Here is a 15510-nt window from a genome sequence, read left to right on the forward strand (position 1 = left end):
AAATCGTTCCGCGCGATTTTTCTGAGCCGCCCGGCAACGCCGAGCGGCTGTTCGCGTTGTCCGCCCGCGAATGGGGCAGGGAACCAAGGAGGTTCTCTCATGACGACGAAACATTGGCTGGGAACGGCCGCAATCATTCTGGCGATCGGCACGGCATCCGGTGCTGCATCGGCCCAATCCGAGATGAAGCGCGAGGGCGGCCCCGCCGCTTCGTCGGCGCGCGAGGCGACGCGTCCGGCCGCGGAGGCGAAGGGCGAGGCCAAGGGTGAGGTGAAGAGTGGCGCTGCGGCCGCCGAGCGCGCAGGGTTCGAGGCGAAGCAGAGCGCGCAGGAGCAGCGCCGCGGCGAGCCTTCGCCGGCTGCAGGACGCGAGCAGGCGCAGGAACGATCGTCCGAGCGTTCGGCGCATGACGCCAAGCAAAGCGCCGAGAGCAAGGGCGGTGCAGCCGCCGAGCGCGCCCGCGATGCCAAGGACAGCGCCGAGTCGAAGTCGGCCACCGACAGCAAGCAGGCCGACAAGCAAGCAGACGGCAAGACCAAGGCCGAATCCAAGGCAGAGTCCAAGGCAGAGTCCAAGGCGCAGCAGGACCGTGCTGCGGAATCCAAGGCGGGCGGCAAGTCCGACCGCGAAGCGGATCGCAGCGACCGTAACGGCCCCGACAAGGACAAGACCCGGCAGAGCCAGGACGAACGCAAGACCGGCACGTCCGACAAGGCTGCGGACAAGACCGTCGACAAGCCGGACAACGACCGCAACAAGCAGGCCAATCAGCCCGGTGGCGCGGACACCAAGAGCTCGACTGCGCAACAGAACCCGCAGACTGGTCCGGGCGGCGCTGCTCCGCAGACCGGAGAGGCCAACAATCAGGCCCAGCCGAACGGCAACCGCACCAACGCCCAGGTTCAGGTCAACGACCAGCAGCGAACGCAGGTCGTCGATCGGTTGCGCCGTGATCGCGATCTCGACCGCGCGCGCACCGACATCAACATCCGCATCAATGTCGGCGAGCGCCTGCCGGAGCGCGTGCGGCCCCGTCCGCTTCCGACCGACATCATCGCGATCGTGCCGGAATATCGCGGCTACGAGTACACCGTCGTGCATGATGAGATCGCGATCGTCGATCCGCGCAGCCGCGAGATCGTCGATGTGATTCCGCAGAACGGCGTGCGTGCCGACCGGGGCTATGACCGCGGCGGCTATGGCGTGAGCTCGACCCGTATCGTGCTATCGGATGATCAGCGCCAGATCCTGCGTCGCGCGGCCACCGAGACGGGCACCGTGGGCTCGACGACATCGTCGTCTTCCACCTCGTCCGGCTCGAGCTGCCTGAGCCTGCGCCGCGTGCCGGACGAACTCGCCCGGGCCAATCCGGAGCTCGCGAACTATCAGTATCTGGCGATCGGCGAGCAGGTCATTCTGGTCGACCCGCGGGATCAGAAGGTGGTGCAGGTCATCGACCAGCAGCAGTAACACCCCGCGGCGAGTCCGCGGGTTCGAGGGCGGGAGCGCGACGCGCTTCCGCCCTTTTTTGATACAAAGGATGGCGTTCCGTACGACCATCGAACGTGCCGCGCGTCCTTGGTTTGAACCCTCTGTTGTCCGGACGCGTCAAACTGGCATCGTCGATCGGATCGGCGCGGAGGGCGGGATTGTCGGCCGCGCGCGGCCACGCTATCAACGTCGGCGTGTAAAGCCGTGAGTGGGGGATCTGCCGTGCCCGTCGCACTTGTCGTACTGCTGCTCGACATTTCGCTGATCTACCATGCATCGCGCACCGGGCGCATGCAGCCCTGGGCCTTCATCATCCTGATGGTGCCGATGATCGGCGCGCTGGCCTACATCGTGGTCGAGCTGATCCCCGAATGGCTCGGCAGTCACGACGTGCAGAAGGCGCGCAAGCGCGTCGCCAACAAGCTCGATCCCGAAAAATACTATCGCGAGTTGTCGGATCGCGTTGCCGTGACCGACACGATTGCGAACCGCGCCGCGCTGGCCGAGGAATGCGTGGCCGTCGGTCGCTATGACGAGGCCGAGCAGCACTACGACCACATCCTCAGCCTGCCGATGGGCCACGAGCCGCTGTTCGCCCTCGGCAAGGCCAGGGCCCAGTTCGCGCGCCGGCGTCCCGCGGATGCGCTGGCGACGCTCGACGAGCTGCAGAAGACCTGGCCGGACTACAATTCGTCCGACGCGCATCTGCTCTATGCGCGCGCCTTGCAGGACGCGGGCCGCACCGACGAGGCGATCGAGGAATATCAGGCGCTGCTGGACTACGCGCCGAGCAGCGAAGCCAAGGCCCGCTACGGATCGCTGCTCAAATCAGTCGGTCGCGTCGACGAGGCCAAGGTGGTCTTCACGGAGCTCCTGATCCAGATGAAGCGCTCCCCGCGCCACGTCCGGAAGGCCCAGGCCGAGTGGATCGCCGTCGCCGAAAAGCAGATCGCGGGGTAGCGGGGGCGGTTGGCGACGAACGCTCCGTCCACGCGTCATTCCGGGACGCGCGCAGCGCGAGCCCGGAATCCATACTCACGAACGGGCATTTGTCGCGAGCTGCGCGTGGCGCCGATCTCCGTCCCAACCACCGCTCGGGGTTATGGATTCCGGGCTCATTCGCGCTGCTTCAAAATGGCTTCGCCATTTTGTGCGCGAATGCCCCGGAATGACGGCGAGCTATTGGCTCCCGCTACGGCGAGCTCGCCGCCTCCGGCGTCCGCCGCTTCACCCGCTTGATCGTGCCGGAGAACGAGAACAGCGGCTTGGTGCCGGAATGCAGCATGCCGCGCAGGAAGATCAGCGACGCGCCGGCGCGGGTGACCTCGCCGGTGGCCTCGATCAATTCACCCTCCCGCGCAGCGTCGAGGAATTCGGAGGAGAACGACACGGTCACGCCCGGCCCCTGCAGGATGGGCGCGGCAAAGGCGAACAGGCAGTAGTCGGCGAAGGTCATCAGGCAGCCGCCATGGACGTTGCCGGCGCCGTTGAGGTGCTTCTTCTCGACCCGGAAGGCGCAGCGGATCGAGCCGTCCTCCTCCATCCGGTGCCAGAACGGGCCGGTGTGGGATTCGTAGCTGTCGCGCATCCAGGTGCGCCAGCCGGCGAACTCGCCTGATGTGGCGATGTGGATACCGGGGCGGTTCTCGAAGGCGGAACGGGACAGGTCGTGCACGTGTGGGGGCCTTTAATTGTTGATTTACCGTCTTAAATCCGATCAGTCGCCATTCTGCAAATATCCCACGGGGCGGTCCGGGCCAAAGCTCTGGACAGGGCGGAATAGGGCCGTAAAAGGCCTTTTCCCACTTGGCCTCTGTATCTATGAAGCAGGGTTCAAGGGACCAGCGGCCCACGGGCAAAGGCATCTCTCCATGCGCAATGAACCGCAGATCACCCCCGAGCTCGTCGCCGCCCACGGCCTGAAGCCGGACGAATATGAGCGCATCCTGAAGCTGATCGGGCGGGTGCCGACCTTCACCGAGCTGGGCATCTTCTCGGCGATGTGGAACGAGCACTGCTCGTACAAGTCGTCGCGCATCCATCTGCGCGGGCTGCCGACCAAGGCGCCGTGGGTGATCCAGGGCCCGGGCGAGAATGCCGGCGTGATCGACATCGGCGACGGCCAGGCCGTCGTGTTCAAGATGGAGAGCCACAACCACCCGAGCTACATCGAGCCGTACCAGGGGGCCACGACCGGCGTCGGCGGTATCCTGCGCGACGTCTTCACGATGGGCGCACGCCCGATCGCGTGCCTGAACGCGCTGTCGTTCGGCGCGCCCGAGCATCCGAAGACCCGGCATCTGGTGTCCGGGGTGGTGGCCGGCATCGGCGGCTATGGTAACTCGTTCGGCGTGCCGACGGTGGGCGGCCAGACCCGCTTCCATACCCGCTATGACGGCAACATCCTGGTCAACGCCATGGCGGTCGGCCTCGCCGACGCCGACAAGATCTTCTATGCGGCCGCTTCCGGCGTGAACATGCCGATCGTCTACCTTGGCTCGAAGACCGGCCGCGACGGCATCCACGGCGCGTCGATGGCCTCCGCCGAGTTCGACGATTCCTCCGAGGAAAAGCGCCCGACGGTGCAGGTCGGCGATCCCTTCGCCGAGAAGCTGCTGCTGGAGGCGTGCCTCGAGATCATGGCCGCCGATTGCGTGATCGCGATCCAGGACATGGGCGCGGCGGGCCTGACCTGCTCGGCGGTCGAGATGGGCGCCAAGGGCGACCTCGGCGTCGACCTCGACCTCAATTGCGTGCCGACCCGTGAGACCGGCATGAGCGCCTATGAGATGATGCTCTCCGAGAGCCAGGAGCGCATGCTCATGGTGCTGAAGCCCGAGAAGGAAAAGGAAGCCGAGGCGATCTTCCGCAAATGGGGCCTCGATTTCGCCGTCGTCGGCTACACCACGCCGAGCAAGCGCTTCGTCGTCAAGCATGGCGGCGACGTCATGGCCGACCTGCCGATCAAGGAGCTCGGCGACGAGGCGCCGCTCTATGACCGCCCGCATGTCGCCTCGCCGGCGCTGCCGGTGATCCATGCCCGCGAGGTCAAGGCGCCCCTGGACATCGTCCCGGCGCTGGAGAAGCTGATCGCGACGCCGGATCTGTGCTCGAAGCGCTGGATCTGGGAGCAGTACGACCACGTCATTCTCGGCAACACCGTGCAGCGCCCCGGCGGCGACGCTGCGGTGGTGCGCGTGCAGGACGGGCCGAAGGGCCTGGCGCTGACCGTGGACGTCACGCCGCGCTATTGCGAAGCGGACCCGTTCGAGGGCGGCAAGCAGGCGGTGGCCGAAGCCTGGCGCAACATCACCGCGGTCGGCGGCCGGCCGCTCGCCATCACCGACAATCTCAATTTCGGCAATCCGGAGCGGCCCGAGATCATGGGCCAGTTCGTCGGCTGCCTGAAGGGCATCTCGGAAGCCTGTCGCGCGCTCGACTTCCCCGTCGTGTCCGGCAACGTCTCGCTCTACAACGAGACCAATGGCCGCGCGATCCTGCCGACGCCCTCGATCGGCGGCGTCGGGCTGCTCGACGACTTCACCAAGTCGGCGAGCATCGCCTTCAAGGCCGAGGGCGAGGCGATCCTCTTGATCGGCGAGACCCATGGCTGGCTCGGCCAGTCGGTCTATCTGCGCGACGTCTGTGGCCGCGAGGAGGGCGCCCCGCCGCCGGTCGATCTCGCCGCCGAGAAGCGCATCGGCGACGTGGTCCGCGGCATGATCCACGCGGGCACCGCGACCGCCGCGCACGATCTCTCTGACGGCGGTCTTCTGGTCGCGCTCGCCGAAATGGCGATGGCCTCCGGCATCGGCGCGCGCCTGCTGGCTTCACCTGCTTCCATCGTGCCGCATGCCTATTGGTTCGGCGAAGACCAGGCCCGTTATCTCGTGACGGTGCCGGAGACCGAAGCCGGCCGCGTGCTCGCCAAGATGCGCGGCGCCAGCGTGCCGTGCACGCGTATCGGCACCACCGGCGGCACCGCGCTGGCTATCGCCGGCGAGGCTTCAGTCGAGGTTGCCGCGCTCAAGACGCGGTTCGAAAGCTGGCTGCCGAGCTACATGGGCGGTCGCACCGCATAACCCACCGCTGTCGTCCCGGACAAGCTATGACGGCGCGGGGCGCCGTCATAGCGCCGATCCGGGAACGATATTCCGTGACCGGAGTGGCTGGGCAGGCTGCTCGTTGACCTGCGCCAACAAAAAGGTCCTGTGGTTATGGGGCGCTGCGTCCGCAGGGACGACAGTGGAGTTTGTTGCGAGCGCCGTGGCCTTTCCCAGCGCGTCATTGCGAGCGAAGCGACGCAATCCAGGGCTCCGGCGGGACCCAGGAATGCTTCGTCGCTTTGCTCCTCGCATGCCGTTGAGAATGCCTACAGCACGCTCTTCGCACCGGGGATCTGCCTGAGTACCCAGGTCGCACCCCAGCTCAGCAGCACGCTGCCGACGAATGCGATCGTCGCCTTGGCGACGGCCGGCAGGTTGAGATCGAACAGCCAATACTGGATCCACAGCACGATGGGGTAGTGCACCAGGAACATGCCGTAGGCATCGGCCTGCATGCGGTCGAGCACGGAGAATTCCGAGCGGCGGTGGTTGAGGAAGTAGGACAGGATCGCGAACATCATCGCAGCGCTGAAGATCACGAACAAGAAGCCGTAGGCGGCTTCGTACCATTGCGGCAGCTCCGGCGGGTTGCCCAGCACCTGACGCTTGATCGTGATCAGCACCCACAGCAGCGCGTAGGGCACGATCGTGACCACGATCCAGGCGCCGAGGCCCCGCTGCGACATCTGCCCCTCTGCGGCCAGCAGGCCGCGCTCGAAATTTGCCGCGCCGATGCCGGCGCCGACATAGAAATAGGCAGCATAGAGCAGGATGCGGCTGGCCTGCACCGAGAACGGCCCGGCCTCGAACCAGTGGGTCGGCCCGAAATAGAGCCGGGACGGAATGTACAGCAGGCCCGTGATCAGCAGGAAGACGAAGAAGAAATCGCGCGGTTGGTCGAAGGCCCGCAGCGACAGCCGGTTGATCGGCTCGAGCAGGCGCGGCGAGAGTCTGTAGAGCAGTGCGGCCGATATGTCGAAAGCCAGCAGCACCCAGATGAACCAGATCGGACCGCTCGGCCACGGACCTTGGGTGACCGTCTTCCACCAGAAGGCGGAGAAGGTGGCCTCCGGATTGGCGCGCAGCTCGATCGCATAATAAGCGAGGGGAATGACTGTCAGCGCGGCGACGGCGAACGGCAGACCGAGCCGCAAGAGCCGGTCGCGCAGGTGCTGCATCATCGACTTGTGAGCAAGCCCAGACCAAACGAACAGCCCCGACAGGAAGAAGAACATGGCCATGAAGAAGCTGTCGGTGGCCAGCACGATGCCGTCGAAGCCGAGGAAGGAGGTCGAATCGGTGTGCCCGAAATAGGTGTAAGGAATCACGGCGTGATGCAGCAACACCACCAGCGTGAGGAACGTGCGGGCGTGGTCGAGCGCAGCGTTGCGCGCCCGCGCCCGCGGGCGGGCCTGAAGCTCCACCTTGGCGGCAGCCGCCGATTGCGTAACCGATATGACCATATACCCCCCAGCGCCGCTGCTGCCGTGCCCGCTTAGCCGATGATACTCCTGCATCGTCTCGCTGCGGAGGCGTGATGCGAACGTCGATTCCAAGGCTGCGCGAGCGACAATGAATCAGCTCGTGTGATTTTGGCGCCGCCAGCGCTGGAGCGTTGGCCCCGAGCAGGCGCATGACGGCGCCGGAATACCAGATGTCGTCGTCGGTGCTGCAAATCAGCAAGCGCAGCGGCCCGCAAGCCGTTTTCTCAAGCTTCGCCGATTATTCACACCCGATCTCGATACGAACGGACCGGCTACGAAGTTACGGACCGGGCCGCTCGAAGTTGCGTAAATTCCAGGCGGTTTGAATGGCCCAAGGAACCGGTTCCCGGCGGCGTCGTTAGTGAGGCGAACGCGCCGGGGACGGCGCTGCACCGGAGGACCATACCGTGACTCTTCTCAAATGGGCGCTGCTGTTCTTCTTGATTTCGGTGGTCGCCGGCATCCTCGGCTTCACCGGAATCTCGGCAGCTTCCGCGGACATTGCGCGGATCCTGTTCTACATCTTCCTGGTGATCTTCCTCGTGCTCCTGATCCTCGGACTGACGATCTTCAGGGTGTAGCAAGTCATCGGATTGGATTTCCAGATCGACCGCTGCACCGGTGTCGCCAGCGGCGGTCGATCAGTTCAGCATCACTCGACCGCGACTTCCTCGATCCGCACCTTGTCGGGGTAGAATGCCAGATAGCCTGCAATCTCGGCCATCGCGGGGAAGGGCGTCTCGTAGCTCCAGATCGCATTCTCCAATGTCTTGTCGCCCGCGACGATGCTGAAATAGCTGGCGTCGCCCTTGTACGGGCAATGGGTGATGCGATCGGTTTTTCTGAGCGCGTCCATCGCGGCATCGGTCCGCGGGACATATTGAACAGCCGGATAGCTCGCTTCCTTCAGCGTGAGTGCGCCCGTGGTGTCGGCGATGACGACGCCATCGGCGAGCACCCGCACGCGCTTCGGGTTGCGGGCGATGCTGATCGGGTGGTCCGGCCCTGGAAGCTTCATGTCATACCCCTCAATGTCGAAACCGCCGACGCCATAGCCCCTCGCCATCCCCTTCTCGGGTGCGTCACCCGGTCCCGGGTCCGTTCTCCGGTCCCGGTATATAGTGGTTCCGAACGTGACCTCGAAACCCGTCCGCGCTAGTTTCGGCCATCACGGTCGCGCGAGAACGCCTTGATTCGTACCGTTCGACGGGCCACTAAGGGGAGCTGCAGCCGCGGCCCGCCGACAGAAGGAGATGCACCGGGATGCCCATGGATGCCCACGATATCGAACAGATGATCAAGGCCGCCATCCCCGACGCCCAGGTGACGATTCGTGATCTCGCCGGGGACGGCGACCATTACGCCGCGACCGTGATCTCCGAGGCCTTCCGCGGCAAGTCCCGCGTGCAGCAGCACCAGCTCGTCTATCAGTCGCTGCGCGGCCAGATGGGCGACGTTCTGCATGCGCTTGCGCTTCAGACAGGGGTGCCCGACCAGCGCTGATCAAGGCCGCAGACGGCAGCACGCATCCGGGGGAAGATGGCGTTGGACAATCCGCGTGGTGCGCTGTTCCGCGTGCTCGAGCCGAATCGGCACAGCCGGGTCACGTTCGTCGAGCTGTTCTTCGATCTGGTCTTCGTCTACGCGGTGACGCAGATCTCGCATCATCTGATCAGCCATTTCACGCCGCTGGGGGCCGCGCAGACGGCGGTGCTGTTTCTCGCGGTGTGGTGGGTGTGGGTCTACACCGCCTGGGTGACCAACTGGCTCGATCCCGAGAAGGCGCTCGTGCGAGGCCTGTTGTTTGCCTTGATGCTGACGGGCCTCGTGCTGTCGATGTCGATCCCGCGCGCGTTCGAGGACCGCGGTCTGTGGTTCGCGATCGCCTACGCCGCTATGCAGGTCGGCAGGACCGCCTTCTGGTTCACGGTCACGCCGCCGCAGCGGGCGCCGGTCCGCCGTAACGCCGCTCGTATTCTGTCCTGGCTCAGCGCCTCAGCCGTGCTCTGGCTGCTCGGCGGACTTGCCGAAGGGCCGGTCCGGATGGCGCTCTGGTGCGCCGCGCTCACGCTCGAATACATCTCGCCTGCTGTGCGCTTCTGGATACCGGGCCTCGGCGCGTCGACCGCGGAAGACTGGATGGTCGAGGGCGGCCACATGGCGGAGCGCTGTGCGCTTTTCATCATCATCGCGCTCGGCGAATCGATCGTCGTCACCGGCGCGACCTTTGCGGAGCTCGATTGGACCGGCGCCAACATCGCAGCCTTTGCCTGTGCCTTCGTTGGAACAGTCGCGATGTGGGCGGTGTATTTCAACCGCGGCGCCGAGGCTGGCTCGGAGATGATCTCGCGCTCCAGCCAGTCCGGGCTCATCGCGCGCTCGGCCTACACCTATCTGCACATGCCGATCGTCGCCGGCATCATCGTGTCGGCGGTGGCCGATGAGATCGTGCTCAAACATCCGCTCGGCCACAATGACGTCAAGACGGCCGCGGTGCTGATTGGAGGACCGTTCGTCTTTCTGGTCGGAACGATCCTGTTCAAGCGCGAGGTTCGCGGGTTTCTTCAACTGTCACATGGCGCCGGGCTGCTCGCGCTGGCAGGCCTCAGCTGGTTCGCGACCGAGCTGTCGCCCCTGGTTCTCTCGGCGCTGACGAGCGCGCTGCTAGCGATCGTCGCGGTGTGGGAAACGCTCTCGCTTCGCGCCAAGCCAGAGCCTCACGCTTCGGCGACGAGCGCCTGAACCGAGAACATCTTCTCAGCGTCGGTCCACACCGTCTGGACCTTCCAGCCTGAGCCGCGCGCCAGCGCGCCGAAGCGTTCGATGCTGTATTTGTAGCTGTTCTCGGTGTGAATGCTTTCCCCGGCGCGGAACGAGATCGTCGTTCCCAAAAGACGCACCGCCTGCGGCTTCCGTGCGATGAGATGCATCTCGATGCGGTGCTGCTCGCGATTGTAGATCGCACGATGGACAAAGGCCGACAGGTCGAAATTGCCGCCGAGCTCACGATTGATCCGCAGCAGCAGATTGAGGTTGAAGCGCGCCGTCACGCCGGCCGCGTCGTTGTAGGCGGCATGCAGCACGCGCTCATCCTTCTCGAGGTCGACGCCGACGATCATCAGCGCCCCGACGCCCAGGATCTCGCGCGCCGAGCGCAGAAAGCGGCAGGCCTCGTGCGGCTCGAAATTGCCGATGGTCGATCCCGGAAAGAAGCCGACCTTCGGCTTGCCTTCGATGGCGTCCGGCAATTTGAACGCCGTCGTGAAATCGGCGATCACCGGATGGACGGCGAGATCGGGGAAATCGCGGCGCAGGCTGTCGGCCTGTGCCGTCAGGAAATCGCCGGAGATATCGACCGGCACATAGGCCGCAAAGCGGCAGCTTTCCAGCAGCAGCCGCACCTTGGTGGTGGCGCCGGCGCCGAACTCGACCAGGGCCGCATCTCCCGGAATGATCCTGGCGATGTCGGCGCCGCGATCCCTGAGAATGCCGAGCTCGGTTCTCGTCGGGTAGTACTCCGGCAGCCGTGTGATCTGCTCGAACAGGTCCGATCCGGCGGCGTCATAGAAATATTTCGGCGACAGCTGCTTGGGCTGCTGCGTGAGACCTGCGACCGCCTCCTGCGCGAAGGCCGACGTCTTGTCGTCGGGCAGATGGGCGTCGGACAAAGCGTTGACGTGCACGTTCATGATACTCTCCTGGACGCGCACAGGCGCGACTCTCGGGCCTTGCTGCCGGCGGTTCAGGCGTAGTCCGCGAGCCGGAGGCCCGTGAACTGCCAGCGGTGGTGCGGATAGAAGAAATTGCGGTAGCTGACGCGGCTGTGGCTCGCCGGCGTTGCGAGCGACGATCCGCGCAGCACCAGCTGATTGACCATGAATTTGCCGTTATACTCGCCGAGCGCGCCTTCGATGGCGCGATAGCCCGGGTAGGGGCTGTAGGCGCTCCGCGTCCACTGCCAGACAATGCCGAAGGCGTCGTTGAGCTGATGGCCGCGCGCGGCGACCTCCCATTCCATCTCGGTCGGCAGGTGCCTGCCGGACCAGCGTGCGAAGGCGTCGGCCTCGTAGTAGCTGACGTGGCAGACGGGTGCGTTCGGATCGACGGATTTCAATCCGCCAAGCGTCATCATCCGCCACTCGCCTTCGACCTTGTACCAGTGCCCTGGCGCCTGCCAGCCTTCGCGGCTGGCTGCGGCAAAGCCGTCCATGAGCCAGAGCGTCGCCGTCGCATAGCCGCCGTCCGCCATGAAGGCGAGCCAGTCGGCGTTGGTGACGAGATTGCGCGCCAGCTTGACTGGGCCGACAAGGGTCCGGTGGGCCGGTCGTTCATTGTCGAAATGGTAGCCGTCACCGGCATGCCCCACCGTGTGGATGCCTTCGGGGAGACTGACCCACTCCTCGCTTGCGCCCGTCGGGGTCGGAAATGTCCAGGACGGATCGTAGGCGGGGGCGATCGGATTCTGCGCGAATGCATGCAGGATGTCGGTCAGCAACAGCTCCTGATGCTGCTGCTCGTGGTTGAGACCGACTTCGACGAGCGGCGCGATGGCGGCCAATGTGTCCGCATCGGCGTTGCGCAGGAAGTCCACCATCGCGGCATCGACATGCCGCCGATAGGCGGCGATGTCGGCCACCCCCGGCCGGGTGATCAGCCCGCGCTCGCCCCGCGTATGACGTGGGCCCGCGCTCACGTAGTAGGAGTTGAAGAGAAAGGCGTAATCCGCATGAAAAGGGGTGTATCCTCGGCAGTGTTGGCCCAGCACGAACTGCTCGAAGAACCACGTGGTATGGGCCCGATGCCATTTGGCCGGACTGGCATCCGGCATCGACTGGATGACCTGATCCTCCGGACTTAGCGGCGCCGCACGGCGCTCGGTCTCGCCACGAACGGCCAGAAAAGCCTCGATCAAGCTCTCGCTCTGGGGGGCCGAGCGGGAGGTCTGTCGCACGTCTGTGATGGAAAGCGGGGCCGTGGCGGAGGCTGAACTGGTCACGAGGGTCTCCGTATGCCTGCAGAAAACGACGTTCGGCGGAACAAGTTCCTTTGGACGGTTCGTCCTAAATAGGGGCTTGGTTACGGGATGAAACCCTCGTTCCGGCTATAATATTGCTGCCGTCAGGCTATCGTCCGGCAGGATGGCGGGGCTGCGCGCGGATCCTCGGCATTTTACTTTGGCTGAACAACGGTTTGCGCTACATATAGGACAGTGACCCGTCGAGCCGGGACGACCTGCAACCTGGCGCGATCAGAGCGGCACCGAGCCCCAGGCGTTCCTTGAGGCGCCCTAGAGGAAGCGAAGATGAGCATCGAGCAATTCATTGACAACGAAGTGAAGTCGAACGACGTCGTCCTGTTCATGAAGGGGACGCCGCAGTTTCCGCAGTGCGGATTTTCCGGCCAGGTCGTGCAGATCCTCGACCATGTCGGCGTCGGCTATAAGGGCCTCAACGTCCTGGAATCCGCGGAGCTGCGCAACGGCATCAAGACGTTCTCGAACTGGCCGACGATCCCCCAGCTCTATGTGAAGGGCGAGTTCGTCGGCGGCTGCGACATCGTCCGCGAGATGTTCCAGAGCGGCGAGCTGCAGCAGCTGTTCACCGACAAGGGCATCCCGGTCGGCACGGCGGCGTCCGCCTGAGCTATCCCGTCCGCAGCAGCAGACATCACGGCGTTGACGCCATCATCAACGCCGTGAACTGGTCATTGCTCAGCAGACGGCCGCCGAGCTCGGCGCGCGTCGCGAGCGATGTGCACCGATTGATCTAGAGGCGCTCGTGCCTTGATCCTCATGCGCCGCGCACGATCTCCCTGACATGTCCGATCGTTTCCTCGATCATCGCGGCTGACACATCGAGATGCGTGCAGGCGCGGATGCGGCCATCCATCATCGCCAGCAGCACACCGCGTTTGCGGAGTTCACTCACCATCTTGTCGCCGGAGACGCCTGTACCGTCCGGCTTGAAGAACACCAGATTGGTCTCGGGCTCCTGCACCTCGACGCCCTGAATCTGTGACAGCCCTCGGGCCAGCGCGCGCGCATTGGCGTGATCCTCGGCCAGCCGGTCGACGTGATGATCGAGCGCGTAGATGCAGGCGGCCGCCACCACGCCGGCCTGACGCATCGCGCCGCCGAGGCGCTGCTTCCAGCGCCAGACCTCGTCGATGAAGGCCGCGCTGCCGGCGAGCACGCCGCCGATCGGCGCGCCCAGACCCTTGGAGAAATCGATCCAGGCCGAATCCCAGCCGGCGGTCATGCCGGAAGCCGAAATGCCAGTGGCGACGGTGGCATTGAGCAGCCGCGCGCCGTCCATATGCGTCGCCATGCCGTTCGCCTTGGCGATCGCAACGATTGCGTCGAGATCGGCCTTCTTCCAGATCGTGCCGCCGCCGATATTGGCGGTCTGCTCGACGCTGACGACGGTCTGCGGCGGCTGGTAGCGGGAGCGCGGATGCAGCGCGGCGCGGAACGTCTCCGGCGTGAACTGGCCGTCGGGGCCCTTCAGCTGCGTCACCTGGAAGCCGCCGAGCGCGGCATGCGCGCCACCCTCGCGAGAGATGATGTGCGCGGTCTCGTGCGCCAGGATCTCGTCGCCGGGGCGACAGTGCACCAAGGTGGCCGCGACGTTGCACATCGTGCCCGACGGCATCAGCACCGCCGCCTCCTTGCCGAGCAGCGCAGCGACGCGGGCGGTCAGCTCGTGCACGGTCGGATCGTCGCCGATCTGCTCGTCGCCGACCTCGGCACGCGCCATCGCCTCGCGCATCGCGGCCGTGGGACGCGTCTGCGTGTCGGACAGAAGATTGACGCGCACGGGCGGCGCCTTGGGATCGCGCGGGGGCGGGGTGTAATACATCGGCAGTCCTCGTTCGGCTTTCACGTGAGGACCTTACCCAACTCGCATCGCTCCCGCAAAAAGCTCCTCCTCGATCAGGCCGCGCGCGGCGGATTGAGCCAGATGTCCGGCCGCCGCAACGGCCGGGCTTCGATCGGTTCGGCCACCAGCGCCGGCGCTTCGCTGCAATCGAATACCCAGGACTCCATCGGGCTGCGCCGCGAGGGTGAAAGAACCAATGACGCGCCCGGGCGCTGCCGTTTGATGTTCCAGCCCATGTTCACCGCGGCCCAGCCGACGAGCATGGTTTGCCACTCGTCAGCGGGTTCGGGAGAATTGTCGAGACAATGGAGAAGTTCGAGCGCGAACGGATCGTAGCGAAGTTGCGCGTCGGCAAAGGTGAGCCCGGTGCCGAGATGGCGGATCACATGGGCTGTCGCATCGGACTGGACGTGCCAGCAGGAGCGTTCGAGAAGGTCGAAGACGGTCGACGGATAGAGGCCGTCGTTGAAACGGTAGCGGATCCCCGAAAGCCGCGCGCGTAACGGTGAAGCGCGCAACGGCGGCAGAGGTGGAGCACCGACCGCATCGGCCGGCAACGCACCGAAGATGATATTGCGCCTGTTGAACTCCATGGCGAACGCCCCGCTACTTTACAACTGCGGGCAGTGAATCACGGGTCGGATTCGCTGTCAGCCCCAGGTGAGGCGATTCGGTGGCAAGTGTGGCATTCGGGAATCGGTTCGCCTCATCCGAAAACCCAAAGCAGACGTCCAAAAACAAAGGCCCCGGCGCGTGCCAGGGCCTTCGGATTATCAAATGTGGGCGGAGCAGCGCTCCGTCAAGATCAGCGCGAGTAGAACTCGACGATCAGATGCGGCTCCATCTGCACCGCGAACGGCACGTCCGACAGCGCCGGGATGCGGATGAACTTCGCGGTCATCTTGGAGTGATCGACCTCGATGTAGTCGGGCACGTCGCGCTCGGCGAGCTGGCTGGCTTCCAGCACCACGGCGAGCTGCTTCGAGGCTTCCTTGACCTCGATCACGTCGCCCGGCTTGACCTGGTAGCTCGCGATGTTGACCTTGCGGCCGTTCACCTTGATGTGGCCGTGGTTGATGAACTGGCGCGCGGCGAACATGGTCGAGACGAATTTCGCGCGGAACACCACGGTGTCGAGACGGCGCTCGAGAATGCCGATCAGGTTCTCGCCGGTGTCGCCCTTGAGACGGCCAGCCTCGACATAGATGCCGTGGAACTGACGCTCGGAGATGTTGGCGTAGTAGCCCTTCAGCTTCTGCTTGGCGCGCAGCTGCACGCCGAAGTCGGAGAGCTTGCCCTTGCGGCGCTGGCCGTGCTGGCCGGGGCCGTATTCGCGGCGGTTGACGGGGCTCTTCGGGCGGCCCCAGATGTTCTGGCCCATGCGGCGATCGATCTTGTACTTCGCCTCACTGCGCTTAGTCATCGCGTCCTCTTCAGTCTTTCGTTCGGGTTTGAGGAAACGCGCCCTCCTGTGTGTCCCGGGAACCGGGTCCACCGACAGGCCCATCCCCAAAGCATGAAGGGAGAAGGCCACGGGTCGCGAAACGCAAC

The 15510-nt window shown here is 65.1% G+C and carries 16 protein-coding genes; 8 read left to right on the forward strand and 8 right to left on the reverse strand.

From position 1 onward, the window contains the following. The first annotated feature begins 183 nt into the window (after positions 1-183). Positions 184-1470: a DUF1236 domain-containing protein gene (locus QXZ94_RS04055; protein ID WP_315726079.1), complete on the forward strand. Its 1287-nt coding sequence runs from the start codon at positions 184-186 to the stop codon at positions 1468-1470. Between the two features lie 243 nt (positions 1471-1713). Continuing rightward, positions 1714-2451 carry a tetratricopeptide repeat protein gene (locus tag QXZ94_RS04060; RefSeq protein WP_315719339.1) on the forward strand — a complete coding sequence of 246 codons (738 nt, stop codon included), beginning with the start codon at positions 1714-1716 and terminating at the stop codon, positions 2449-2451. 232 nt (positions 2452-2683) lie between these two features. Here QXZ94_RS04060 and QXZ94_RS04065 read toward each other — a convergent pair whose 3' ends face one another. Then, positions 2684-3166, reverse strand: a complete 483-nt coding sequence (locus QXZ94_RS04065; RefSeq protein WP_172131011.1) for a PaaI family thioesterase — start codon at positions 3164-3166, stop codon at positions 2684-2686. A gap of 196 nt (positions 3167-3362) precedes the next feature. Here QXZ94_RS04065 and purL point away from each other — a divergent pair, with 196 nt between their 5' ends. Next, positions 3363-5573 (forward strand): phosphoribosylformylglycinamidine synthase subunit PurL, encoded by a 2211-nt coding sequence (gene purL, locus QXZ94_RS04070; protein WP_315719340.1) that lies wholly within the window; start codon positions 3363-3365, stop codon positions 5571-5573. Positions 5574-5863: 290 nt separating this feature from the next. Here the strand turns inward: purL and QXZ94_RS04075 are convergent, their stop codons facing one another. Beyond that, positions 5864-7060, reverse strand: coding sequence for an acyltransferase (locus QXZ94_RS04075; RefSeq protein WP_315719341.1), 1197 nt, complete (start codon positions 7058-7060; stop codon positions 5864-5866). 170 nt (positions 7061-7230) lie between these two features. On the opposite strand from QXZ94_RS04075, the gene QXZ94_RS04080 reads away from it, so the two are divergent. Continuing rightward, positions 7231-7407 carry a hypothetical protein gene (locus QXZ94_RS04080; protein WP_315719342.1) on the forward strand — a complete coding sequence of 59 codons (177 nt, stop codon included), beginning with the start codon at positions 7231-7233 and terminating at the stop codon, positions 7405-7407. An 81-nt stretch (positions 7408-7488) separates the two neighbouring features. Continuing rightward, on the forward strand, positions 7489-7662 hold the full coding sequence (locus QXZ94_RS04085) for a DUF1328 domain-containing protein (protein ID WP_315719343.1): 174 nt from the start codon (positions 7489-7491) through the stop codon (positions 7660-7662). A 71-nt stretch (positions 7663-7733) separates the two neighbouring features. On the opposite strand, the gene QXZ94_RS04090 is transcribed toward QXZ94_RS04085, so the two are convergent. Next, positions 7734-8099: a DUF427 domain-containing protein gene (locus tag QXZ94_RS04090; protein WP_315719344.1), complete on the reverse strand. Its 366-nt coding sequence runs from the start codon at positions 8097-8099 to the stop codon at positions 7734-7736. Between the two features lie 245 nt (positions 8100-8344). On the opposite strand from QXZ94_RS04090, the gene QXZ94_RS04095 reads away from it, so the two are divergent. Together QXZ94_RS04095 and QXZ94_RS04100 are read left to right on the forward strand one after the other, a co-directional pair. Continuing rightward, the gene (locus QXZ94_RS04095; protein WP_315719345.1) at positions 8345-8584 is read left to right on the forward strand and encodes a BolA family transcriptional regulator; all 240 of its coding nucleotides are present in this window, start codon (positions 8345-8347) and stop codon (positions 8582-8584) included. A gap of 36 nt (positions 8585-8620) precedes the next feature. Then, positions 8621-9823, forward strand: coding sequence for a low temperature requirement protein A (locus QXZ94_RS04100; protein ID WP_315719346.1), 1203 nt, complete (start codon positions 8621-8623; stop codon positions 9821-9823). Here the strand turns inward: QXZ94_RS04100 and egtD are convergent. Then, entirely contained in the window at positions 9799-10770 is a 972-nt protein-coding gene (gene egtD, locus QXZ94_RS04105) for an L-histidine N(alpha)-methyltransferase (RefSeq protein WP_315719347.1), read from the reverse strand. The genes QXZ94_RS04100 and egtD overlap by 25 nt on opposite strands. Positions 10771-10823: 53 nt before the next feature. Then, a complete protein-coding gene (gene egtB, locus QXZ94_RS04110) occupies positions 10824-12077 on the reverse strand; it encodes an ergothioneine biosynthesis protein EgtB (protein WP_315719348.1) in 1254 nt (417 codons plus the stop codon). Between the two features lie 306 nt (positions 12078-12383). Here egtB and grxD point away from each other — a divergent pair, with 306 nt between their 5' ends. Then, on the forward strand, positions 12384-12722 hold the full coding sequence (gene grxD / locus QXZ94_RS04115; protein ID WP_006609190.1) for a Grx4 family monothiol glutaredoxin: 339 nt from the start codon (positions 12384-12386) through the stop codon (positions 12720-12722). Positions 12723-12870: 148 nt separating this feature from the next. Here grxD and QXZ94_RS04120 read toward each other — a convergent pair whose 3' ends face one another. The 3 genes from QXZ94_RS04120 to rpsD all read right to left on the reverse strand — a co-directional run bounded on the left by QXZ94_RS04120 (position 12871) and on the right by rpsD (position 15382). Then, positions 12871-13938, reverse strand: coding sequence for a threonine aldolase family protein (locus tag QXZ94_RS04120; protein ID WP_315726081.1), 1068 nt, complete (start codon positions 13936-13938; stop codon positions 12871-12873). A gap of 74 nt (positions 13939-14012) precedes the next feature. Continuing rightward, the gene (locus QXZ94_RS04125) at positions 14013-14552 is read right to left on the reverse strand and encodes a hypothetical protein (RefSeq protein ID WP_315719349.1); all 540 of its coding nucleotides are present in this window, start codon (positions 14550-14552) and stop codon (positions 14013-14015) included. A gap of 212 nt (positions 14553-14764) precedes the next feature. After that, positions 14765-15382 (reverse strand): 30S ribosomal protein S4, encoded by a 618-nt coding sequence (gene rpsD, locus QXZ94_RS04130; RefSeq protein ID WP_006609185.1) that lies wholly within the window; start codon positions 15380-15382, stop codon positions 14765-14767. Positions 15383-15510: the final 128 nt, after the last annotated feature.

It is taken from the genome of Bradyrhizobium sp. SZCCHNS2022 (assembly GCF_032377575.1).
In the GTDB taxonomy this organism is placed as follows: Bacteria; Pseudomonadota; Alphaproteobacteria; order Rhizobiales; family Xanthobacteraceae; genus Bradyrhizobium; species Bradyrhizobium aeschynomenes.